This window comes from Sphingomonas sp. Ell38C01, from assembly GCF_055231975.1.
In genome coordinates this window covers 2,176,197-2,197,300 of the sequence record NZ_JBUYVA010000001.1, presented here as the reverse complement: position 1 = coordinate 2,197,300, position 21,104 = coordinate 2,176,197, and the positions used below count along the sequence as shown (strand labels likewise).

The 21,104-nt window shown below is 67.7% G+C and carries 21 protein-coding genes and 1 tRNA gene; 8 read left to right on the top strand and 14 right to left on the bottom strand.

Features of this window, described 5'->3' with window-relative positions:
- Positions 1-27: 27 nt before the first annotated feature.
- On the bottom strand, positions 28-960 hold the full coding sequence (locus tag ACV7NO_RS10375) for a histone deacetylase family protein (RefSeq protein ID WP_463405924.1): 933 nt from the start codon (positions 958-960) through the stop codon (positions 28-30).
- Between the two features lie 59 nt (positions 961-1,019).
- On the opposite strand from ACV7NO_RS10375, the gene ACV7NO_RS10370 reads away from it, so the two are divergent.
- The 3 genes from ACV7NO_RS10370 to ACV7NO_RS10360 all read left to right on the top strand — a co-directional run bounded on the left by ACV7NO_RS10370 (position 1,020) and on the right by ACV7NO_RS10360 (position 3,529).
- The gene (locus ACV7NO_RS10370; protein WP_463405923.1) at positions 1,020-2,003 is read left to right on the top strand and encodes an alpha/beta hydrolase; all 984 of its coding nucleotides are present in this window, start codon (positions 1,020-1,022) and stop codon (positions 2,001-2,003) included.
- A 48-nt stretch (positions 2,004-2,051) separates the two neighbouring features.
- Entirely contained in the window at positions 2,052-2,531 is a 480-nt protein-coding gene (locus ACV7NO_RS10365) for an RNA pyrophosphohydrolase (protein WP_463405922.1), read from the top strand.
- 80 nt (positions 2,532-2,611) lie between these two features.
- Positions 2,612-3,529 (top strand): DUF481 domain-containing protein, encoded by a 918-nt coding sequence (locus ACV7NO_RS10360; RefSeq protein WP_463405921.1) that lies wholly within the window; start codon positions 2,612-2,614, stop codon positions 3,527-3,529.
- Here the strand turns inward: ACV7NO_RS10360 and ACV7NO_RS10355 are convergent.
- Genes ACV7NO_RS10355 through folE form a run of 3 tightly spaced genes read right to left on the bottom strand, consistent with a single transcriptional unit; the run spans position 3,526 to position 5,256 of the window.
- Positions 3,526-3,882: a dihydroneopterin aldolase gene (locus ACV7NO_RS10355; RefSeq protein ID WP_463405920.1), complete on the bottom strand. Its 357-nt coding sequence runs from the start codon at positions 3,880-3,882 to the stop codon at positions 3,526-3,528. The two genes, ACV7NO_RS10360 and ACV7NO_RS10355, sit on opposite strands and share 4 nt — an antisense overlap.
- Positions 3,875-4,636 (bottom strand): SDR family oxidoreductase, encoded by a 762-nt coding sequence (locus tag ACV7NO_RS10350; protein ID WP_463405919.1) that lies wholly within the window; start codon positions 4,634-4,636, stop codon positions 3,875-3,877. Before ACV7NO_RS10350 ends, ACV7NO_RS10355 begins: the two co-directional genes overlap by 8 nt.
- On the bottom strand, positions 4,636-5,256 hold the full coding sequence (gene folE, locus ACV7NO_RS10345; protein WP_463405918.1) for a GTP cyclohydrolase I FolE: 621 nt from the start codon (positions 5,254-5,256) through the stop codon (positions 4,636-4,638). Before folE ends, ACV7NO_RS10350 begins: the two co-directional genes overlap by 1 nt.
- 195 nt (positions 5,257-5,451) lie before the next feature.
- Between folE and ACV7NO_RS10340 the strand changes: the two genes are divergently transcribed.
- Positions 5,452-8,442 carry a TonB-dependent receptor gene (locus ACV7NO_RS10340; protein WP_463405917.1) on the top strand — a complete coding sequence of 997 codons (2,991 nt, stop codon included), beginning with the start codon at positions 5,452-5,454 and terminating at the stop codon, positions 8,440-8,442.
- A gap of 166 nt (positions 8,443-8,608) precedes the next feature.
- Here ACV7NO_RS10340 and fghA read toward each other — a convergent pair whose 3' ends face one another.
- A complete protein-coding gene (fghA, locus tag ACV7NO_RS10335; protein WP_463405916.1) occupies positions 8,609-9,442 on the bottom strand; it encodes an S-formylglutathione hydrolase in 834 nt (277 codons plus the stop codon).
- A 54-nt stretch (positions 9,443-9,496) separates the two neighbouring features.
- On the opposite strand from fghA, the gene ACV7NO_RS10330 reads away from it, so the two are divergent.
- The 3 genes from ACV7NO_RS10330 to ACV7NO_RS10320 all read left to right on the top strand — a co-directional run bounded on the left by ACV7NO_RS10330 (position 9,497) and on the right by ACV7NO_RS10320 (position 10,239).
- Positions 9,497-9,700: a hypervirulence associated TUDOR domain-containing protein gene (locus tag ACV7NO_RS10330; RefSeq protein ID WP_463405915.1), complete on the top strand. Its 204-nt coding sequence runs from the start codon at positions 9,497-9,499 to the stop codon at positions 9,698-9,700.
- A gap of 45 nt (positions 9,701-9,745) precedes the next feature.
- Complete coding sequence (locus tag ACV7NO_RS10325) at positions 9,746-10,006, top strand: SWIB/MDM2 domain-containing protein (protein ID WP_463405914.1); 261 nt, start codon at positions 9,746-9,748, stop codon at positions 10,004-10,006.
- Between the two features lie 156 nt (positions 10,007-10,162).
- A tRNA-Arg gene (locus tag ACV7NO_RS10320) sits at positions 10,163-10,239 on the top strand.
- 24 nt (positions 10,240-10,263) lie between these two features.
- Here the strand turns inward: ACV7NO_RS10320 and ACV7NO_RS10315 are convergent.
- The 4 genes from ACV7NO_RS10315 to ACV7NO_RS10300 are packed head-to-tail and all read right to left on the bottom strand — an operon-like array spanning position 10,264 to position 12,547.
- Positions 10,264-10,692 carry a DUF1178 family protein gene (locus ACV7NO_RS10315; RefSeq protein WP_463405913.1) on the bottom strand — a complete coding sequence of 143 codons (429 nt, stop codon included), beginning with the start codon at positions 10,690-10,692 and terminating at the stop codon, positions 10,264-10,266.
- Complete coding sequence (locus ACV7NO_RS10310) at positions 10,689-11,510, bottom strand: carbon-nitrogen hydrolase family protein (protein WP_463405912.1); 822 nt, start codon at positions 11,508-11,510, stop codon at positions 10,689-10,691. Before ACV7NO_RS10310 ends, ACV7NO_RS10315 begins: the two co-directional genes overlap by 4 nt.
- Before the next feature lie 13 nt (positions 11,511-11,523).
- Positions 11,524-11,781, bottom strand: a complete 258-nt coding sequence (gene grxC / locus ACV7NO_RS10305) for a glutaredoxin 3 (RefSeq protein WP_463405911.1) — start codon at positions 11,779-11,781, stop codon at positions 11,524-11,526.
- Positions 11,782-11,812: 31 nt separating this feature from the next.
- The gene (locus ACV7NO_RS10300) at positions 11,813-12,547 is read right to left on the bottom strand and encodes a ComF family protein (protein ID WP_463405910.1); all 735 of its coding nucleotides are present in this window, start codon (positions 12,545-12,547) and stop codon (positions 11,813-11,815) included.
- A gap of 43 nt (positions 12,548-12,590) precedes the next feature.
- Here ACV7NO_RS10300 and ACV7NO_RS10295 point away from each other — a divergent pair, with 43 nt between their 5' ends.
- Positions 12,591-13,433 (top strand): class I SAM-dependent methyltransferase, encoded by an 843-nt coding sequence (locus tag ACV7NO_RS10295; protein WP_463405909.1) that lies wholly within the window; start codon positions 12,591-12,593, stop codon positions 13,431-13,433.
- Here ACV7NO_RS10295 and ACV7NO_RS10290 read toward each other — a convergent pair.
- The 5 genes from ACV7NO_RS10290 to ACV7NO_RS10270 form a co-directional block, all read right to left on the bottom strand.
- Positions 13,430-13,816 (bottom strand): response regulator, encoded by a 387-nt coding sequence (locus tag ACV7NO_RS10290; protein ID WP_463405908.1) that lies wholly within the window; start codon positions 13,814-13,816, stop codon positions 13,430-13,432. The two genes, ACV7NO_RS10295 and ACV7NO_RS10290, sit on opposite strands and share 4 nt — an antisense overlap.
- Before the next feature lie 64 nt (positions 13,817-13,880).
- A complete protein-coding gene (locus ACV7NO_RS10285; protein WP_463405907.1) occupies positions 13,881-16,322 on the bottom strand; it encodes an ATP-binding protein in 2,442 nt (813 codons plus the stop codon).
- 2 nt (positions 16,323-16,324) lie between these two features.
- Positions 16,325-17,629: an EAL domain-containing protein gene (locus ACV7NO_RS10280; RefSeq protein WP_463405906.1), complete on the bottom strand. Its 1,305-nt coding sequence runs from the start codon at positions 17,627-17,629 to the stop codon at positions 16,325-16,327.
- Positions 17,630-18,011: 382 nt separating this feature from the next.
- A complete protein-coding gene (locus ACV7NO_RS10275; RefSeq protein ID WP_463405905.1) occupies positions 18,012-19,505 on the bottom strand; it encodes an efflux transporter outer membrane subunit in 1,494 nt (497 codons plus the stop codon).
- Positions 19,502-21,103, bottom strand: a complete 1,602-nt coding sequence (locus ACV7NO_RS10270) for a DHA2 family efflux MFS transporter permease subunit (RefSeq protein WP_463405904.1) — start codon at positions 21,101-21,103, stop codon at positions 19,502-19,504. Before ACV7NO_RS10270 ends, ACV7NO_RS10275 begins: the two co-directional genes overlap by 4 nt.
- Position 21,104: the final 1 nt, after the last annotated feature.

The following is a 21,104-nucleotide window of genomic DNA, read 5'->3' as shown; positions in this document are numbered from 1 at the left end:
GTTCGCGGCCTCTTGGCCGGGCCGCGTTCACACCAACGTAGAACGATCGGCGCGCCACGCAACCTCGACGTTCCGGTATGCCCGCCCGAGCGTCAGGATCGACGCCACGTGGCGCCGCGCGATCGCGATCGTATCGTCGCCATAGCCGCCGCCGACAGTGCTCGCGATCGGCAGTTCCCGTGCGATCGCCAGCCGCGCGACGAGCGCCTCGCGCGCGACCAGTCCCGGTTCAGTCAACGCGAGCCGCCCCAGACGGTCGTCCGCGAACGGATCCACCCCGGCCTGATAGAGGATCAGGTCAGGCCGCTCGGCATCGAGGAACGGCGTCAGCGTCGATTCGAGCATCTCCAGATACGCCGCGTCCCCCACCCCATCCGGCAACGCGACGTCGCAGGTCGACCGCGCCTTGCGGACCGGGAAGTTCTTTTCGGCATGGATCGAATAGGTTGCGATGCCCGGCCGCCCCGCGGTCAGCGCCGCGGTGCCGTCGCCCTGATGCACGTCGCAGTCGACGATCGCGACACGCACGCCCTCCTCGATCAACCGCACCGCCGCGACCGCGAGGTCGTTGAAGATGCAATAGCCCGCACCGGTGTTCGCCAATGCGTGATGGCTCCCGCCCGCGGTGTTTGCCGCGAACCCGTCCGACAGCGCCAGCCGCGCCGCCAGATACGTCCCGCCCGGCACGAGCGCGGCGCGGCGTGCGATCCGCTCCGTCACCGGAAATCCGATCCGCCGCTCTTTCTCGCGCGGCACCGACGCCGACAGCACCTCGGCGACATAGTCGGCGTCGTGCACCGCCTCCAGCCACGCGCGCGGCGCGGCATCGGGCTCGTGCCACCCGATCGCCGCGCCCTCCGCCAGCAGCAGATCCCGGATCGCGCCATTCTTGCCCCAGCGATAGGTCGACTTCGCCGGAGCCTCGGTCACGTAATCGGGATGGTGTACGACGGCGATCATCGCGCTAAGCTAGGGATCGAAGGACGGGTATGCCACCGGCACCCGCAGAGGAGAGCCAGATGACCGACACCACGAAGCCCTATGTCCGCCCCGACGTGCGCGGCTTCCTCGATTATCTGAACAATGTCCCCGGCCCCAAGACGCACGAGCTGTCGGCCGCCGACGCGCGCGCGCTGTATTTCGCGATGAAGGACGTCGCCGATCCGCCCATCGGCGAACTCGCGACGATCACCGACTTGTCGATTCCCGGCGAGAGCGGCGACATCCCCGCCCGCCTTTTCGACGTCCGCGCCTCGCGCGAGCCCGGCCCGGTCGTCGCGTTCTTCCACGGCGGCGGATTCGTGATCGGCAATATCGACACGCATGCCAGCTTCTGCGCGGCCATGTCGCGCCAGCTCGACCTGCCCGTCGTCTCGGTCGACTATCGCCTGGCGCCCGAGCATCGCTGGCCCGCCGCGCCCGCCGATTGCGAGGCGGCGGCACGCTGGATCGCGACCAACCCGTCGGCGCTCGGCCGCACCGCGACCAGCCTCGTCCTATCGGGCGACAGCGCGGGCGGCACGCTGACGATCACCACCGCGATGGCGCTGCGCGATGACCCCGCCGCGGTGCCGGTGATCGTCCAGGCACCGATGTATCCCGCCGCCGACATGGCGAAGGACTATCCCTCGTTCGACGCGTTCGCGGACGGCTTCCTGCTCACCCGCGACACGATGATCTGGTTCGCGGACCATTATCAGGCTGACATGGCGGACTATCGCGGGTCGCCGATGGCGGGCTCGCTCGTCGGCCTGCCGCCCGCGGTGATCGTCACCGCCAGCCTCGATCCGATCCGCGACCAGGGCCGCGCCTACGCCGCCGCGCTGGTGCTGGCGGGCGTCCCCGTCACGTTCCACGAGGCGGTCGGCACGATCCACGGCTTCATCACGCTGCGCCAGGCGATCCCGTCGAGCCAGGGCGACGTCGCGGCCTATCTGTCCGCAGTAAAGACCGCGGTGGTCGAGGCGGAGGCGCAGCGCGTGATGGTGCAGGCGGCAGGATGAGCGCGGCGGGGTCTGGATAGCGTCGCCGCCACCGACTAGACACAGCGCATGATCGATCCCGAAACCCTGCCCTACCGCCCCTGCGCGGGCGTCATGCTGCTGAACGCCGAGGGCAAGGTCTTCGTCGGCCAGCGGATCGATACGACGCTGGAGGCGTGGCAGATGCCGCAGGGCGGAATCGACGACGGCGAGGACGCGCTCGCCGCCGCGATCCGCGAGCTGGGCGAGGAAACCGGGGTCGCCCCCGACAAGGTCGCATTGATCGCGGAGGCGCCCGGGGACCTCCTCTACGATCTTCCCCCCGACATGGTCGGCAAGATCTGGAAGGGCCGCTATCGCGGCCAGCGCCAGCGCTGGTTCCTGTTCCGCCTGCTCGGCGACGATCGCGACATCGATATCGCCACCGCGCATCCCGAGTTCCGCGCCTGGCGATGGTCCGACCCCGCCGATCTCCCCGCTATGATCGTCCCGTTCAAGCGCGCATTGTACGAGCAGGTCGTGGCGGCGTTCGCGCGCCATCTCGGCTGACGCACCGGTCGCCGCCGCCTGCGCTCCGCTCGTCGTGACAGCGGTTCCATCGGGCGCGACGACGGCGTAGCGGAGTGCGGGTGCGCCGCTTCCTGCTCCTCAGCCCTGTCCTTCCGTTCCTGCTCGGCGCTGCGACCGATGTCGCTGCGCCGTCGTCTCCGCCCGAGATCCCGCCCGCGATCCGCGCGATGCTCGACGCCGCGCTCGCGTCGGGCAACGAGGGCGAGGTCGCGACGATCGTGAAATACGCGCGCGCCGGCGATCCCGCGACCGCCGATCTCGTGCTCGCGATCGCGGAGACGTGGAAGGCCGATCGCCAGCGCCGGCGCGAGGAGGCAGTGATGGCCGCCACGCCGTTCCAGCTCTGGCGCGGCCGCGCCGAGGTCGGCGGGTTCCTGACCACCGGCAACAGCGAGACCGTCGGCGCGACGGGCGTGTTCGACGTCACTCGCGAAGGGCTCGAATGGCGCCACAAGCTCAAGCTCCAGGCGGACTATCAGGAGAGCCTGGGGATCACGACGCGCGAGCGCTACCTGTTCGCCTACGAGCCCAACTGGAAGGTCAGCCGCGACAGCTACGTCTACGGCGCGGCGCAGTTCGAAAGCGACCGGTTCCTCGGCTATACCGAGCGCTATTCGCTCTCGACTGGCGCGGGCTACAGCGCGATCCGCAAGACCGGGCTGACGCTCGACGTCGAACTCGGCCCCGCCTATCGCCACACCGCCTTCACCGACAACACGGTCCAGAGCGCGCTCGCGGCGCGCGGCAGCCTCGATTTCGGATGGACGCTGGCGCCCGGGCTCACGCTCAGGCAGGCGGCGTCCGCCTATGTCCAGCGCTACAACAGCACCGTCAGCGGCACCACCGCGCTCGGCGCCAAGCTGATCGGGCCGCTTTCGGCGCAGATCAGCTACAATTTCCAGTATGAAAGCGAACCGCCCGCGGGTCGCGTCACCACCGACACGATCACCCGCGCCTCACTAGTCTACGCGTTCTAGCCCGATCGTCCCCGCACGATCTCGCACCCGATCGCCGCGTCGGGATACACGTCGGGCTTGACCGTCGCGACCCGCACCTCGCGGACTCGCAGGTCCGACAGGCACAGCGCCGCAATCGCCTCGCACAGCGTTTCCTGGAGGTTGTAGCGCCGCTCCGCCGCCAGCCGCAGGATGCCCTCGCGCACGAAATCATAGTCGAGCACCTCGTCGATCGTATCCGCGCTCGGCGCCGTCGCGTAGACCACCGCCATTCGCACCGACACGCGCAGCCGCTGTAGGGCGGCCTCGTGCGGATGGATGCCGATGCCGACCTGCACCTCGAGCCCGTCGAGCGTGATCGCATACTCAGCCATGCGCCTCTCCGCGCGCGAACATCACGTCGCGCGACGACGCGACGAAACGCTGGCCGCAATCGACGTGCAGCGTCTGCCCCGCGACTCCCCGCGCGCGCAACAGGAACGCGATCGCCTCAGCCACGTCCTCCGGATCGACCGGTCGGCGCAAGATGTTGCCCGAGGCGACCGCGCGGAACTCCGCTTCGCTCTGCCCGCCCGATGGCAGCGTGATCCCCGGTGCCACCGCGTTGACGACCACGCGCGGCGCCAGCGCCTGCGCCAGCATCGTCGTCGCCGCGGCAAGCGCGGCCTTGCTCGCGGTATAGGAGAAGTAATCCGGGTTCAGGTTCCACAGCTTCTGGTCGAGCAGGTTCACGATCGATCCCTCCGCCATATCGTCCTGCCGCGCGAGCAAGGACGCCAGCCGCGCCGGTGCTGCGAAATTGATGCGGTTCAGGTCGTCGACCAGCTCCATGTCGATCTCCGGCGGCGCATCGAACACGAAACGCGACGCGCTGTTGACCAGCCCGGCGATCGCGCCGCCCGCCACGGCCCGGGCATCCGCGAACATCGCATCCACCGCATCGCCATCGGCCAGATCGCCCGACACCACACCCGCCGCGCCGATCTCGCGCGCCACCACCTCCGCATCGTCGCGCGAGCCGCCGCAGTGGAGCACGACGCGCCAGCCGTCGCGCGCCAGCCGCCGCGCCACGATCGCGCCCAGCCGCTTCGCCGCGCCCGTGACCAGAACCGCCGAGCCCGCCCGCATCAGCACCCCATCAGCGCGAGGACTTCCTTGCGGCTGCGCTCGTCGTCGCGGAAGACGCCCATCATCCGGCTCGTCACCATCGCGACGCCCGGCGTGCGGACGCCGCGCGCGGTCATGCAGGCATGGCTCGCCTCGATCACCACGGCCACCCCCTGCGGCTTGAGATTGTCCCAGATGCAGTCCGCGACCTCCGCGGTCAGCCGCTCCTGCACCTGCAATCGCCGCGCGAACCCGTGAAGCACGCGCGCCAGTTTCGAGATGCCGACGACATGGTCCCTGGGCAGGTAAGCGATATGCGCCTTGCCGATGATCGGCGCCATGTGATGCTCGCAGTGCGACTGGAACGGTATGTCCTTCAGCAGCACGATCTCGTCATACCCGCCGACCTCCTCGAACACGCGCGACAGGTGCTGCGCCGGATCGTCGCGATAGCCCGCGCAATATTCCCGCCACGCGCGCGCGACGCGTTTGGGCGTATCGAGCAGCCCCTCGCGCGCCGGATCGTCACCCGCCCAGCGGATCAGCGTCTTCACCGCTTCCGCTACGTCATCGGGCACGATCAGCTTTCCATCGGCTCCGAAGAGATCACCTTCATCGGACGAAGTCGGCTCACCGGCCATCGAACAAACCTCTCGCATCCGCAACACAAGTTCGAATCTGCAACTGTTTCATTCCAGCCACATGCCCCAGCCACCGCAGTTTTCCTATACTTTTTCATTTGACGCGCGAAAGTTTCGATCGCAATCCTCCATACCGAAAACTGGAATATCGACGACCGACACGAAGCCGGCGCGATCACAGGAGGGGATGTCACCGTGAAAAAATCGGAACTGCTTGCCGCGTCTGCGCTGGTCCTGGTCGTCGCGTCGCCGGTGTCGGCACAAACCGCCGCGACCACGTCCGCCGAGAATACCCAACCTACGAACGGCCCCGGGCAGGAGGCGGTTCCCGAAAGCGGGATCGGCGACATCGTGGTCACCGCGCAGCGCCAGTCGCAGCGGCTCCAGGACGTGCCGATCGCGGTCAGCGCGTTCACCGCGGAAAACCTCGAGAAGCAGCAGATCAACAACCCCACGCAGCTCCAGGCGACGTTGCCCAACGTCACCTTCACCAAGACGAACTTCACCTCGTCCAGCTTCACGATCCGCGGCATCGGCGATCTGTGCGTCGGCTTCACCTGCGACAGCGCGACCGCGATCCATGTCAACGACATGCCGCTGCTGGGCACGCGCCTGTTCGAGGCGGAGTATTTCGATCTCGAGCGCGTCGAGGTGCTGCGCGGGCCGCAGGGCACGCTGTTCGGCCGCAACGCCACCTCGGGCGTCGTCAACTTCATTAGCGCCAAGCCCGATCTGTCGGGCATCCACGCCGCAGGCGAGTTCGAATACGCCAATTACGATTCAAAGCGCGTGAAGGCGATGTTCAACCTGCCGATCACCGATACGCTCGGCATCCGCGTCGCGGGCACCTATCTCAACCGCGACGGCTACACCGTCAACCAGTTCAACAACACGCGGATCGACGATCGCGATCTCTACGCGGTGCGCGGCACGCTGTCGTGGGAGCCGACGAGCGACACCCGGATCGACCTGATCGGCTATTACTTCCACGAGCGCGACAACCGCAGCCGCATCCAGAAGCAGCTGTGCCACCGCGACGTCACCGGCGTGCTGGGCTGCGCGCCCGATACGCTCGCCTACGAGACGACCAACGGCAACTCGACGCTCGCCACGATCATCTCGTCACGCGAGTTTCTCGGCGTTTCCTCCGGGGGTCAGCTGACCAATTTCGGGCTGGCCAGCGTCTATGGCACCGATGCGTTCGCCGGCGTCGTCAATCCGCAGGACGTCCGCACCGTCCGGGTCGACACCACGCCCACCTATTTCGCCGAGGAAGAGCAGTACACCGCCAAGATCTTCCACGATTTCGGGCCGGTGTCGTTCAACTTCACCGGCGGCTACATGCGTAACACGATCGACTCGCGATCGGATTACAATCTCGCGGTCAGCGCGCCCTATACGAACAATGTCGGCCTGCTCACGCTGGCGGGTGCCGCCGCGCTGCCCGGCTCGCCCTTTGCGGGCCTGCGCAATACGCTGATCCCCAACGGCGCGAACGGCGGCGTCTGCCAGTCCGACGCGACGCCCAACGCCGGCGGCGTCTACAGCGGCGCCAGCGTCGGTTGCTTCCAGAGCAGTCTCGACTTCGACCGCTCGACCGCCAAGGTCCGCCAATATTCGGGCGAGGCGCATATCGACAGTTCGTTCGACGGGATGTTCAACTTCCTGCTCGGCGGCATCTATTTCGACTCGAAGACGACCGACGGGGACTATTACGTCAACAGCTTCGGACTGGACTATGCCGCTGGCCTGCTCGGGGCGGCGAACAGCGGCGCGATCCCCGGGGTCGGCGGTCGGGCATTGCTGGCAACGCCGTTCTATCGCAACAACAACGACCTGTTCCGCCTGAAGAGCTACGGCATCTTCGGCGAGACCTATTTCGATCTCGGCAGCAAGGCCAAGCTGACGCTCGGCCTTCGCTACAACCACGACCAGAAATTCGTCCGTGCGCGCACCTCCTATCTCCAGGATTCGGCCGGCACGACGCCGCTCCTGCCCTACGGCGCCACCACCATCGGACAGGCGCTCAACGCGGCCGCGCTCGACTACGACGCCACCACCGCGGGACTCCAGCCCTTCGCGCAGACGCAGGTCAGCTTCTCCAAGCTCACCGGCCGCGCGGTGATCGATTACAAGATCACGCCCGACAATCTCGTCTACGCCTCCTATTCGCGCGGCTACAAGTCGGGCGGCATCAACCCGCCGCTGTCGCCGATCTTCACCGTGCCCAGCACGTTCGATCCCGAAAGCGTCGATTCGTTCGAGATCGGATCGAAGAACACCTTCGCCAACGGCACGCTGCGGCTGAACGTCACCGGCTTCTACTACAAGTACAAGAACCTCCAGCTCAGCCGGATCGTCGCGCGCACCTCGGTCAACGACAACATCAACGCCAACATCTACGGCGTCGAGGCGGAGGCGATCGTCAGCCCGATTCCCGCCTTCGTCGCGAACTTTAACTTCAGCTATCTCAAGACCAAGGTGTCGGGTGACAAGTTCATCGCGAACCCGCGCGATCCGTCCGGCGGCCGATCCGACGCGGTCATCATCAAGGACATCACCAATGCGTCGAATTGCGCGATCATTCCCACCACTGCGGGCAACGTCGTCGGCGTGAACACCTATGTCGCCGCGGTGAACTCGGGCATCGGCCTGCGCGCGCCGACCGCGGTGACGGGCACCAACACCACGGGCGCGTTCAGCGTCTGCAACGCGCTCGCCTCCACCGCGGCGAACCCGCCCTCGACGCTGCGCGCGTTGTTCGGCGTGCCGACGGGGGCGCTGCCGTTCACCGTGCTCGGCTCGGGGGTCGAGGTGAACCTGGCGGGCAACCGCCTGCCGCAGGCGCCGACGTTCAAATGGGCGGCCGGCATCCAGTACACCTACGACGTCGGCGGCAGCGGCTGGACGATCGTGCCGCGCGCGGACATCGCCTATACCGGCAACAGCTACGGCACGATCTTCAACCTCAATATCGATCGCATTCCCGGCTACGAGGTCGTGAACGCGCAGCTCCAGATCAACGGGCCGGACGATCGCTTCTACCTGCGCGGCTTCGTGCGCAACCTGACGAAGAACAACGCGATCACGGGGATGTACGTGACGGACCAGTCGTCGGGTCTGTTCACGAACATCTTCACGATCGAACCGCGCAGCTACGGCGTCGCGGCGGGGTTCAAGTTTTAGGGGCGAGTCCCGGCTTTGCGCCAGCAAAGCCGGGACTCGCCACGGCGACCGGCGGGCGTGGCGCAGCCGCGCACGTCCGGCGGCGTGGCGTCCGGATTTCGGCCGCTATCAACCGGTGCCATTCGTGCCGAGCCGATACCGTTAGCTCGGGGCAAACGAACGGACATCACCCCAACCGCGCCGCCGCCCAAGCGACATGCTCCGCCATGAAGGTGGAGATGAACGCATAGCTGTGATCGTATCCCGGCTGCATCCGCAGCGTCAGCGCGATCCCCGCGTCGCCACACGCCGCCTCCAGCAGGTCCGGTTTCAACTGCTCAGCCAGAAACCCGTCCGCGTCCCCCTGATCGACCAGCAGGTCGGGCAGCCGCGCGCCGTCCTCGATCAGCGCGACCGCATCATAAGCACGCCACGCTGCGCGATCCTCGCCCAGATAGCCCCCCAGCGCCTTCTCCCCCCATGCGCACGCCAGCGGCGACGCGATCGGCGCGAAGGCGGAGATGCTGCGGAACCGCCCGGGATTGCGCAGCGCGATCGTCAGCGCGCCGTGCCCGCCCATCGAGTGCCCGGTAATCGCCTGTCGCGCCATGTCGACGACCGGAAACGCCTCCGCGACCAGCGCGGGCAGCTCGTCCTCGACATACGACCGCATCCGGAAGTTGGCCGCCCAGGGCACGCGCGTGGCATCGACATAGAAGCCGGCACCCTGCCCGAAATCCCACGCATCGTCGTCGGCCACGCCGTCCCCCCGCGGGCTGGTGTCGGGCGCGACGAAGACGATCCCGTGCTCGGCGCAGGCGCGGCGATACTCGCCTTTGTCGGTCACGTTCGCGTGCGTGCAGGTCAGCCCCGACAGATACCACAGCACCGGCAACCGCGCGCCCTCGGCATGCGGGGGTACATAGACCGAAAAGGTCATCGGCGTGCCCGTCGCCGCCGACGGATGCCGATACACGCCCTGCGTCCCGCCGAAGGCCTTCGTTTCGCTGATGATCTCCATACCGCAACCAATAGCCGCGCCCGCGCTTTGGTCCACCACGAAGGAGACGAAGCGATGGCAGATCTGCATAAGGGCGACGAGGTGACATGGAAGAGCCACGGCGGCACGGCGCACGGAACGGTCGAAAAGAAGGTTACCGGCCCGACGAAGATCAAGAATCACCCCGTCAAGGCGACGAAGGCCGAGCCGCAATACATCGTAAGGAGTGACAACGGCGGAAAGGCGGCGCACAAGCGGGAAGCGCTAAAGAAGGCGTGATTCCGAGAAAGCCGGGTCAGCCGGCGACCAACAGGAAGGAATGCAATGGCTACCACTACGAAGACCGGCGGCATCCACGCCCCCGTCCAGCCTTCGCCCGAGCTCGGCGCGATCGTCGGCAACGACAAGTTGCCGCGCAGCCAGGTCATCAGCAAGGTCTGGGAATATATCAAGGCGAACAATCTCCAGAATCCGGAGAACAAGCGCGAGATCGTCGCCGACGACAAGCTGCGCAAGGTGTTCGGCAAGGACCGCTGCACCATGTTCGAGATGAACAAGCACATCTCGGCCCACGTCAAGGCGTAACGCCGCGGCATCCCCGGGGCGCGCTCGTTCGCAGGGACGGATGCCCCGGGGCGGATGACGGTCGCGGCGCGATCGTCATCACTGGTGATCGGTCGCGGACTGAACCGGTCGCGGACGATTGCGGGTGCCGGGCCAACCGGCTAAGTCGGTCGCAGTGGCTCCGTAGCTCAGCCGGATAGAGCATCAGATTCCTAATCTGAGGGCCGCGCGTTCGAATCGCGCCGGAGTCACCATCTTCCCCGCCTTTACGTGTGCGATCAGTTGCTCGCCTCGGGCGGCACGACGGGCATCGGCAGGGGGGCAACGGGAACGCCGTCCTCGACCAGCGCCTTGGCTTCCTCGAGCGTCGCCTGCCCATGGATCGGCGCGTTGGGCTCCGATCCGTCGTGCATCGCGCGTGCCCGTGTCGCGAAACCGCGCCCGACCCATTCGGACTTTTCGAGCGCCGCCGCCTGCGCGGTCGCCAGTGCCCGGAGCGCTGCCTTCGCGCGGCCCGGATCGGGCGCCGCCCCGCGGTTGCCCTTCGCCGCGACGTTCGGCGCCATCATGGCCTTCTCGACCGACGTCGCGCCGCATACCGGGCAGGCGACCAGCCCCCGCGTCCGCTGCTCCTCATAGGCCGACGACGATCCGAACCACGCCTCGAAGACATGCCCGCCGTCGCACCGGAGATCATAGACGATCACGCCCGGACGACGGCCGGGATCGCGCGACGATGCGCCAGCACCGGGATACGCCCGCGCGCGTCCCCGACCGCGTCAGCCACGATATCGACCGACCGGAGGCCTGCCGGCTGTCCCATGTCGAGCACCACGTCCCCCCAAGGGCCGATAGCCAGAGAATGCCCCCATGTCGCGCGGCCATCCTCGTGCACGCCGGTCTGCGCGGACGCGATCACCCAGGCTGCATTCTCGATCGCACGCGCACGCAACAGCGTATGCCAATGCGCCGCCCCGGTCGGGCGCGTGAACGCGGCCGGCGTCGCGATCACTGTCGCACCCGCCTCCGCCAGCGCGGCATAAAGCGCGGGAAATCGCAGGTCGTAGCAGATCGTCAGCCCCAGCATGCCGACCGGGGTATCGACCACCACCGCACCCTCTCCCGGTGCATAGGCCGCGGACTCCCGCCACCTCTCGCCGGTCGGCAGGTCAATATCGAACAGATGCAGCTTGTCGTATCTCGCGCGGATCTCGCCGCGATCGTCGATCACGAACCCACGATTGGCGAACCGCCCGTCCTCGCGGCGGATCGCCAGCGAGCCGAGATGCACCCAGATTCCCGCCGCAGCAGCCGCCGAGCGGACCTCTGCGAGAACGGGATCGTCGGTTTCCGACACGATCCTGCCACTGCCGCGTTCCCGATCGCGGTCCAGCAGCCCGGACATCTCGGGCGTGAACAGCATCGAGGCGCCGTCGTCCGCCGCTTGACGCACGGCACCGACGATCGTCTGCGCATTGGCGACGGGATCGATCCCGCTCGTCATCTGCAGGATCGCCGCCTTCATCGGCCGACCGCCTTCATCGCGCCAGAAGCGCGTCGAGCTTTCCTTCGCTCTCGATCGCGGCGAGATCGTCCGACCCGCCGATATGCACGCCGTCGATGAAGACCTGCGGGACCGTGGTCCGGCCCCCCGAACGCTCGATCATCTCGGCGCGCTTCGGCCCACCCATCGTGATGTCGAACTCTTCGGGCTCGGCCGACTTGGACGCCAGCAGCCGCATCGCGCGCGCGCAATAGGGGCAGAAGGCCTTGGTGTAGATTTCGACTTTTGCCATCGGACGGAAATGTGGTGCCACCCGCCCATTGTCAATCGCCCGACGAGTCCAGCACGCGCGCCCAGCACAGGATTACGACGTCCGCCGCGCCGGCGCGGCGCAATGCCGCGACGCACGCATCGCTCGTCGCCCCGCTGGTATGCACGTCGTCGACCAGCGCGAGGCGCAGACCTGTCACCGCCGCCGTGTCGCGCACCGCGAACGCGCCGCTTACGGCCTTGGCACGACCCTTGGCGCCCAGTCCCCGCAGAACCGGTGTCGCGCGCCGCCGAACCAGCGTATCGCGATCGACCTGCCGCCCAGACAACCCGCCCAGCGCATCCGCGATCAGCGCCGCCTGGTTGAACCCGCGCGACCACAGCCGCGATCGATGGAGCGGTACGGGCACCAGCAGATCCACCGCGTCGGGCAACAGCCGCCGCATCTGTCGTGCCGCGGTTTCGGCGAACGCGGTCCGACCCCCATATTTCAGCCGCAGCGCTACCGTCCGCGCGACCTCGCCGTAAGCGACCGCGGCACGGACACCGCCATGCCGCGGCGGATCGGCGAGACACGCGCCGCATCGCGCGCCCTCGCCGCGATCGTGATCGAACGGCACGTTGCACGTCGCGCACCATGGCGGGCCGAGGAACCGCAGCGCATCCCAGCACCCCGCGCAGAACCGGTGCGCCTCCCCCACGATCGTCCCGCACCCCGCGCAGCGCGGCGGCAGCGCGAGATCGAGCAAGGTCGCGGGGAGGCGGACGATCTGGCGGACAGCGCTCACCCACCCCTTGTCGCGCGCGTGTCGGCGCTGCACAAGCGCGCCGATGGAGACCTCCGAAATCTTCGACCGCGCCGCACGCCGCCACCGGCGCGACCGTGCCGCCCCCCGCTATGCCGATCACGATTTCATCCGCGCCGCGATGCTGGAAGCGATCGACGACCGGCTGTCGGTGGTGAAGCGCGATTTCGCGGATGTGCTTGATCTCGGCTGCGGCGACGCCGCGTTCGCGCCGCCCGCCGGCGCGCGCGTTCTCCGCTGCGACGCCGGTTTCGCATTCGCCCGCGCGGCGGGCGGAGTGCAGGCGGACGAGGACCGGCTGCCGTTCGCCGACGCCGCGTTCGATCTCGTGGTGTCCGCCGGGGTGCTTGATACGGTCAACGACCTGCCGGGGGCGCTCTCGCTCGCACGGCGAGCCTTGAGACCCGACGGCTTGTTCCTCGGCGCGTTCCTCGGCGCGGGCAGCCTGCCGACGCTGCGTGCGGTGCTGCGCGAGGCGGGCGACGAGGCTGCGCGGATCCATCCCCAGATCGACGTCCGCTCTGCCGGCGACCTGTTGGTGCGCGCTGGGCTGGCACTGCCGGTCGCCGATGTCGAGACGCTCGACGTGCGGTATTCGAGCTTCGGCCGCCTGCTCGACGATCTGCGCGGCATGGCGGCGACGAACCTGCTTCCCGGCCGCGTGTCGCTGTCGCGCGAGACGCTGGCCCGCGCCGCCGCTGCGTTCGCCGCGCGCGCCGACGCCGACGGCCGCACGACCGAACGGTTCGCGATCGTCCACCTCACCGGCTGGTCCCCCTCGCCCGACCAGCCCAAGCCGGCACGCCGCGGCAGCGCGACCACGTCGCTCGCGCAGGCGCTGACACGCAAACCGGAAACTCCGCTTTAGCCGATCATCCCGTCTTCACGGCTGGCCAGTACGCGGCCCATCGTCTCGAACAGCGCATCCATCGCGACGGGCTTGAACAGCACGTCGTCGGCGCCCGCTTGCAGGCACCGCTCGCGCAGGTCGATCGCGGTGTCCGCGGTCACGACGATCAGCGGCATCGCCGCCTTCGCGTCGGAACGTGCGCGGATATGCCGGATCGCGGTGATCCCGTCCATGCCGGGCATGCGCAGGTCGACCAGCACGATGTCGTACGCGTGCGCGTCGATCATCGCCAGGCCGTCCTCGGCATTCTCCGCCTCGGCCATCGTCGCTCCGGCCACGTCGAGCATGTCGCGCACGACGCGCCGGTTCATCCGGTCGTCCTCGATGAACAGGACGTTCATCGCGTGCGCGCGCCGGGGCACGCCGGGATCGGGCGCATCGCTCTCATCACGGCACGGTATCCTCTCATGCCGCCTGCGAAACAAGCGGAGAAATTTGTGCGTTCTCCGTCTGTTCGTCGCCAAACATCACCGCGATCAGCGCGTCCCTGGCGATCGGCTTGGCGATGATCGGCGTCGCCCCCGCGGCGGCATAGCCGGCGCGCGCCGCCTCGTCCGCCGCGATCAGCACCGCGACGCCGCCATCGACACCGGCGATCAGCGCGGCAAGATCGTCTGCGCCGGTCAACGCCGCGTCGTCGATCAACGCGCGCACGATCCGCATATCCGCGATCCGCGCCCGCGCATCCTCGATCGATCCTGCGGCGACGATCGGCATCCCCGCATGCCGCTCCAGCAAGGCCTTGAGCATCGCGCGCGAGATCGGATTGGGATCGACCAGCAGCATCGTCGCCGGGCGATCCTCCGCCGCGGGCGCGACGCACGCCACCTCGATCAGCGGCAGGTCCAGCGTGAACCGCGCGCCATCGCCCGGCCGGCTCTCGACCGTCACGTCGCCGCCCATCGCGCGCGACAGGTTCCGACAGATGGTCAGCCCCAGCCCTGTGCCGCCGAACTGCCGCGTCGTCCCCGCGTCCGCCTGCCGGAACGATTCGAAGATCTCCTCATGCTTGTCGCGTGCGATCCCGATCCCGGTATCCGTCACCACCACGCGGTAGCGATCCCCGGCGCGGGTCGCGGTCAGCGTCACCTGCCCCGCGGCGGTGAACTTCACCGCGTTGGACAGCAGGTTGAATACGATCTGGCGAAGCCGCGCCGCGTCGCCCATCACGTGCGCCGGACAGTCCGCAAATGTCAGCGTGAAGCCCAGCCCCTTCGCCCCCGCCTGCGCCTCCCACATCCGCGTCGCCTCACCCAGTGTCGCGCAGAGGTCGACCGGCGCCATCTCGATCGTCAGGTTGCCCGTCTCCATCTTCGCGACATCGAGGATATCGTCGACCAGCGCGCGCATCGTAATGCCGGCGCCGTGCACGACCGACACCCGATCCCGCACAGCCTGATCGAGCCGGGCGTCCGCAAGCATCACCTGCGTCATGCCCAGGATGCCGTTGAGCGGGGTGCGAATCTCGTGGCTGGTGGTCGCGAGGAATTCGGTCTTCGCCGCAAGCGCCTTGCCGAGCGCGGCGTTCGTGCGGTTCAGATCGGCGTTGGCGGCACGCACGCGGTCGCGGCTGCGGCGCAGCGTGACCATGCCGAACGACAGCATCGCGATGATCGCGATCGTCGCCCCGCCCGCACCGAGGAAGATCAGCCGCTGCGTCCGCGCGCGCGATCGTTCGTAGGCGACGCTTTTTTGCGCGTCGTCGCGCTGGAGCTTGGCGATCCGAAGCTCCTGGTTCGCGAAGTCGAACCGGGCCCCCATCAACGCGGTGTTGGTCGAGGCGGCAAGCCGCGTGGCACGGTCGTCGATCCGTTTCAGCGCGACCAGATGCGGCAGCGCCAGATCGGCGCGGCCAACCGCGGAATAGGTCTTGTACGCGGTTTCGTGCGCGTCACGGTCGACCAGCGTCGTCTGCCGCAGATCCACCCCGGCAAAGCTCTGTGTAATCAATGATTCCGCGCGAGGCACGTCGCCATGCTGCAGTGCGGCCTGCGCGGCCACGGCCAGCAGCCTCGGGCGGATTTCGCGGGCCTCGTCGGTATCCGCAAGCCGCAAGCCCGCGGCGATCGCGCGATCCGCACCGGCCAGATCCTTTGCAGCCAAGCGCGCCGTCGCGATATTGCTCAGGACGAGCGCGACCATGATCTGGCCACGCATCTCCCGCGCCAGCGCCAGTGCCTTGTCGAACTGCGCGTTTGCCTTCAGCGGCTGACCCAGTGCAATGAAGGCGTTGCCGCGGTTGTTATAGATCGACACGAGCAGGCCCGGATCGGCGTTGTAGATGTCGAGCGCCTGCTGCGAATATCGCAGCGCATTCTCGTAATCGTTGCCGCCGCCATACAGGGCCGAGATCAGCAGCAGCGCCTTTGCCCGGCTGCGCGCATCGTCGATGGTGCGAAAGATATCATGTGCGGTTTGGTAATCCGCCAGCGCCAGCGCGACGGACGCCTTCGCCGAATGGATGCCTCCGCGGGAGAGCAACAGATCGCCTTCCAGCTTCGTGCCGGGCGCGATCTTGCGGACGACGGCGAGCGCGGCCTCGACCCGCCGCGTGGCCTGGCCGATGTCGTTGAGGCGGAGCAGGGCTTCGCCCTGCAGCCACTGCGCGGTCGCGACGAGGATGGCCTCGTCCCGGCCGCTCCGGCTCGCGCGCGCATACCGTTCGGCCTGGGTCGACCTTTCCAGGCTCGCGCGGGGGTCGACCTGCATTGCGGCCTTCGCGGCGTCGGTCAGCGTGTCGAACGGACTGGTCGTCGTCGTGGCGGACGGCGTCGGCGCAGCCGCCGCAGACACCGGGGACGCCAGTGCGACGCCGAGCGCGACGGCCAGCGCAGCGTAGCGCCGCATATCTATCGCCGCGCCCATGCGCTCGCGAGACGGTTGAAGGACGCGCGCGTTTCCTCGGGCGCAGTACCGTGACGATCCTCTTCCAGGAACACGCACAAGGCGTCCAGCGAGATCGGACGACTGATGAGGAACCCCTGGATCATGTCGCAGCCCATCACCGTCAACAGCGCGAGCGCGGCATGCGTTTCCACGCCCTCTGCGACGACTTCCATTTCCAGCGCGTGCGCCAGATCGATCGTAGACCGGACGATCAGCGGATCCCGGTTGGAACTGGTCAACTGCGTGACGAAAAGCTTGTCGATCTTGAGTTCGCGCGCGGGCAGCTGCTTGAGATACGCCAGGCTCGACAGCCCTGCGCCATAATCGTCGATCGCGATCGTGATGCCGATATCGGCGAAGATCTGGAGGTTCGCGATCGCGCTTCCCGGATCGCGGATCACCGACGTCTCGGTAATCTCGAACCCCAGCTTCGCCCCAGATCCGGTGACGAGCGCGCAGGTCTGGCGAACGAACGCCGCATCCGCCAGCAGTTGGCCCGATATGTTCACGAAAAGCCGCAGGTCGTGCCCTTTGTCCAGCAGGATGCGCTGGTCCGCGATCACGCGGCGGATCGTCCACAGCGTGAGCGCGCCGATCCGGTTCGTCGTCTCGGCGGCAGGGATGAAGTCGCTCGGCAGCACCAGTCCGCGATCGGGATGACGCCAGCGGATCAGCGCCTCCGCGCTACCGATCTCCTGCCGCCTGACATGGACCTTGGGCTGGTACTGGATCAGCAGCTGGTCTTGCTCGATGGCGACGTCCAGATCGCGCGCAAGCCGATAGATTTCGGCGCTGGTTTCGTCGCCGAACGCGTGCGTTACTGCCCGATCGACCGCCTGCGCCTCGACCAGGGCGGCTTCGGCTTCCTCGATCAGGCGAACATCGTCGGCGCGGTGGATCGGCGCGGCCGCCGCACCGAACACCAGCGCAACCCGGTGCGATTCGCCATCCAGGTCGAACGACGCGTCGCACGCCAAACGGATCGCCGCGATCGTCGTGTCGAGGTTCGCCTGCGTCTCGTGCTCGAACGCGATCTCTATCAGGTCGCGCGCGGTCGCCATGAAACGCCCGCCGGGAACGACCGGTGCTATCCGCGCGGTGATGTCGCCGACCAGTTCATCAGCCCGGGGGCAACCGATATGTCGGCGCAGCGCGGCGAAGTTCGCGATCTTCGCCAGCACACGGAATTGCCACGCCGCACGCGCACGCGCGCCCCTCGCCGGATCAAGCAGATCGGGATCGATCGGGAATGCGGCGCGGTCGCTCATGCCACCAGCGCTAGGCGCGATCCTTGAAGATACCCTTAAGGCAACGCGGCAGGTCACATCGGTATCGACGAGACGATTGAGTCTTGGTTAATTTTCCATTAAAGAGTCCAGGCATCCACGTGGTGCTAAAACAAGGGAGACGCGCAATGATCGCATTCATCATCTCGCTCATCTACGGCGCGGAAATCCGCCCCTGGTAAGCATGTTCCGGCCCGGCTCGCGATCTGGCCTTGTTTTATCAAAGGCTTGACGGTTAGCGGTCCGGGCCACTTTGCCTGAACGGCATTATGGCAATCATCGGCACCACCGATCCAACTTGCCTGTCATACCGTCCCGAATCGGGACGCCGCCTGCTTCCCGAGGCACGACGGCTGAGTCCAAGTCAGTCCGACGATTTCGAGCCCGCACTGGTTCGATCGTCCCATCCTCCACCCATAGCCTTGAATAACGCCACCGACGCCTGCCGCAACTGGGCATCGCTCGCCGCCAGTTGCTCGCGCGCGGCCAGCACGCTCGTCTCGGCGTTCAGGAGCGAATCCTGCGCGACGAACCCTGTGCGATACTGCGCCTCGGTCGATCGCGCGGACGACTCCGCGTCGACCACCGCACGGGCGAGCGCCGCGTGCCGCCGCCGCTCCGTATCGATCCGCACAAGCGCGTCCTCGACGTCGCGCAACGCCCGCAATACCGTCGCGCGATAGGCGAGATACGCCTGCGTCCGGTCTTCCTTGCGCAGCGTCACCCCGGCCTTGCGCCGCCCCCAGTCGACCAGCGGGAACTGCGCGGCACCACTTCCCGTCAATTGCAGGCTGTCGCCGGCGAACAGGGTCGCCAGCGTGGTCGAGATCAGCTGCGCCACCCCGGTCAGCGAGAATTTTGGGTAGAGGTCGGCGGTCGCAACGCCGATCTCCGCGCTTGCCGCGGCAAGCTGGCGTTCGGCCGCACGGATATCGGGGCGGCGTCGGAGCAGGTCGGAGGGAAGCCCGGCGGGGATCGCGGGCAGCACCGCGGGCTGATCTGCCGGCGCCGCCAGTTCGGTCGTCAGCGCGTCCGGCGATTGCCCCAACAGGATGGCGATCGCATGGCGACGTATGTCGAGATCGGCGCGCACCGGCTCCAGCCGCGCCTCCAGCGACGTGAGCGAGGTTCGCTGGCGCACCACATCGACAGGCGGCACCAGCCCCGCCCGCGCTATGTTGCCCGCGATCGCCTGCGCGCGGCGCTGGCGGACGATCTCCTGCTCGATCACCGCGAGTTGCGCCTGATCGAGGCGCAGCGCGAAATAAGCCTGCGCGACCTCGGCCGCGAGCGTCACCGCAGCGTCGCGCGCGGTCCACTCCGCCGCCCCGGTCCGGGCCGCCGCCGCCTCGACGCCGCGCCGGACGCCCCCGAAAAGGTCGAGCTCCCAGCTGGCGTCGAATCCCAGGGCGAATGTCGTGATTCCGCTGCCCGGTAGCGCGACGCCCCCGGTCGACGTCCCGTTTCCGCTATTTCCGCCCCCACCCGAGAAGGCGCGCGCGAGCGACGAAAATCCGGCATTCTTGCTGAACTCGATGTGCGAAGCGTTCGCGCTGGCGTTGACCATGGGCTTGCCGCCCACCCCGGCCACGATCTCCTGGATCCGCGCCTGCCGGATCCGCGAGGCGGCGATCGCGATGTCCGGACTGTCGCGCAGCGCCTGCTCGACGAGCCGGTCGAGCATCGGATCGCCGAACGCGCGCCACCATGTTGCGGGATCGACCGTGCCGCCGACCGGCTGCGCGCTTGCGAACGCAGAGGGAACCGGCATCTCCGGCGGACGATAGTCCGGGCCGACGGTGCAGCCGGCAACAAGTGACGCGGCGGCGGTCACCGCCAGGAAACGGGGGAACGTCAATGCATGCCTCCTGCGGGCGCGCCGCTCGATTTGCCCGGGCGCATGAAGATCACGACCGGCGTCACGATCAGGACGACGATCATCAGGCTGCGGAACACGTCGAGGAACGCGAGCATCGCGGCCTGTCGCTGCACCGTCTGGTACAACACCGCCAGCGGCGTACGCACCGCATCGCCGACGCCCGCAAAGGCCCCCGATGCCTTGCCCAGCCAGTCGACATAGTTCGGATCGAGAGGGTTGAGCGGCTGGACCAGTTCGGCCTGATGCCGCTGCATCCCGTTCGCCAGCATCGTCTGCGCGCTCGAGATACCGATGCTCCCGCCCAGGTTACGTGCGACGTTGAGCAGGCCGGAGGCCTGCGCGGTCTGCGTCTGCTTCAGCCCGACATAGGCGATCGCGTTGATCGGCACGAACAGGAACGGCAGTGCCATCGCCTGGTACAACCGCGCGATCGCGGCGTCGCCGAAGGTGATGTCCGCGCTCAGGTGGCTCATGTTCCACAGCGCCGCAGACTGGACCAGCAAGGCACCACCGATCAACAGCCGCACGTCGACCTTGCCCACCAGCCGCCCCGCGAACGGCACCGCGACCAGCGTCGCGACCCCGCCCGCGGTCAGCGCCAGTCCTGCGTCGAACGAGGAATAGCCGAGCACCTGCTGGAGCATCTGGGGGATCAGCTGCGTCGTACCGAACAGGATCATCCCCGTGATCCCCATCACCAGGATCGTGATCGCGAAATTCCGGTTCTTCAGCAGCCTCAGGTCGACGACCGGATCGTCGTGATTCAGCTCCCATACGACGAGCGCGCCGAGCGCCACCGCCGCGATCGCCGCGGTCGCGACGATGGTGCCGCTGGCAAACCAGTCCTCACGCAAGCCCCGGTCCAACGTCAACTCGAAGAATCCGAGCCCCAGCGCCACTAGCAGCACGCCGACATAGTCGATCCGCAGGCCGCCCTTCAGCTTCTCCGCACGGTCGTGCCGGATCGCGTCGGTTTCATCGATGAAGATCTGCGACAGCACGAACGCACCGATCCCGAACGGGATGTTGATGAGGAAGACCCAGTGCCAGCTGGCATGCTCGGTGATGTAGCCGCCCAGCGTCGGCCCCAGCACCGGCCCGACGACGACGACGATCGCGAATGCCGCGAACGCCATCCCGCGCTTTTCGGGCGGAAAGCTGTCGACCAGCATCGACTGCTCGACCGGCGCGAGCCCGCCGCCCCCGATCCCCTGCAACACCCGCGCGATGACTAGCGTCGTCAGGTTCGGCGCGATCCCGCATAGCAGCGACGCCGCGGTGAACAGCGCGATCGAGATCAGGAAATACCGCTTCCGCCCGATCGCATCGCTCAGCCAGCCCGAGATCGGAATGACGATCGCGTTCGCGACGAGATAGCTCGTCAGCACCCATGTCGCCTGGTCCGTCGTGATCGACAGACCGCCCGCGATATGATCGAGCGCGACGTTGGCGATCGAGGTGTCGAGCACCTCCATGAAGGTCGGGATCGAGATGATCGCGACGATCAGCCACGGATTGTATCGCCCCGCCGCCGACCGGTCCGACGTCCAGCGGTGCGCCGCAGCGGCGCTCGCCACG

Coding starts and splice junctions, on each gene's coding strand:
- ACV7NO_RS10375 (WP_463405924.1), bottom strand. CDS start 960: ATGATCGCCGTCGTACACCATCCCGATTACGTGACCGAGGCTCCGGCG.
- ACV7NO_RS10285 (WP_463405907.1), bottom strand. CDS start 16,322: ATGCGGCGCTACGCTGCGCTGGCCGTCGCGCTCGGCGTCGCACTGGCG.
- folE (WP_463405918.1), bottom strand. CDS start 5,256: ATGGCCGGTGAGCCGACTTCGTCCGATGAAGGTGATCTCTTCGGAGCC.
- ACV7NO_RS10365 (WP_463405922.1), top strand. CDS start 2,052: ATGATCGATCCCGAAACCCTGCCCTACCGCCCCTGCGCGGGCGTCATG.
- fghA (WP_463405916.1), bottom strand. CDS start 9,442: ATGGAGATCATCAGCGAAACGAAGGCCTTCGGCGGGACGCAGGGCGTG.
- ACV7NO_RS10295 (WP_463405909.1), top strand. CDS start 12,591: ATGGAGACCTCCGAAATCTTCGACCGCGCCGCACGCCGCCACCGGCGC.
- ACV7NO_RS10350 (WP_463405919.1), bottom strand. CDS start 4,636: ATGCGGGCGGGCTCGGCGGTTCTGGTCACGGGCGCGGCGAAGCGGCTG.
- grxC (WP_463405911.1), bottom strand. CDS start 11,781: ATGGCAAAAGTCGAAATCTACACCAAGGCCTTCTGCCCCTATTGCGCG.
- ACV7NO_RS10355 (WP_463405920.1), bottom strand. CDS start 3,882: ATGGCTGAGTATGCGATCACGCTCGACGGGCTCGAGGTGCAGGTCGGC.
- ACV7NO_RS10310 (WP_463405912.1), bottom strand. CDS start 11,510: ATGAAGGCGGCGATCCTGCAGATGACGAGCGGGATCGATCCCGTCGCC.
- ACV7NO_RS10290 (WP_463405908.1), bottom strand. CDS start 13,816: ATGAACGTCCTGTTCATCGAGGACGACCGGATGAACCGGCGCGTCGTG.
- ACV7NO_RS10280 (WP_463405906.1), bottom strand. CDS start 17,629: ATGAGCGACCGCGCCGCATTCCCGATCGATCCCGATCTGCTTGATCCG.
- ACV7NO_RS10325 (WP_463405914.1), top strand. CDS start 9,746: ATGGCTACCACTACGAAGACCGGCGGCATCCACGCCCCCGTCCAGCCT.
- ACV7NO_RS10330 (WP_463405915.1), top strand. CDS start 9,497: ATGGCAGATCTGCATAAGGGCGACGAGGTGACATGGAAGAGCCACGGC.
- ACV7NO_RS10370 (WP_463405923.1), top strand. CDS start 1,020: ATGACCGACACCACGAAGCCCTATGTCCGCCCCGACGTGCGCGGCTTC.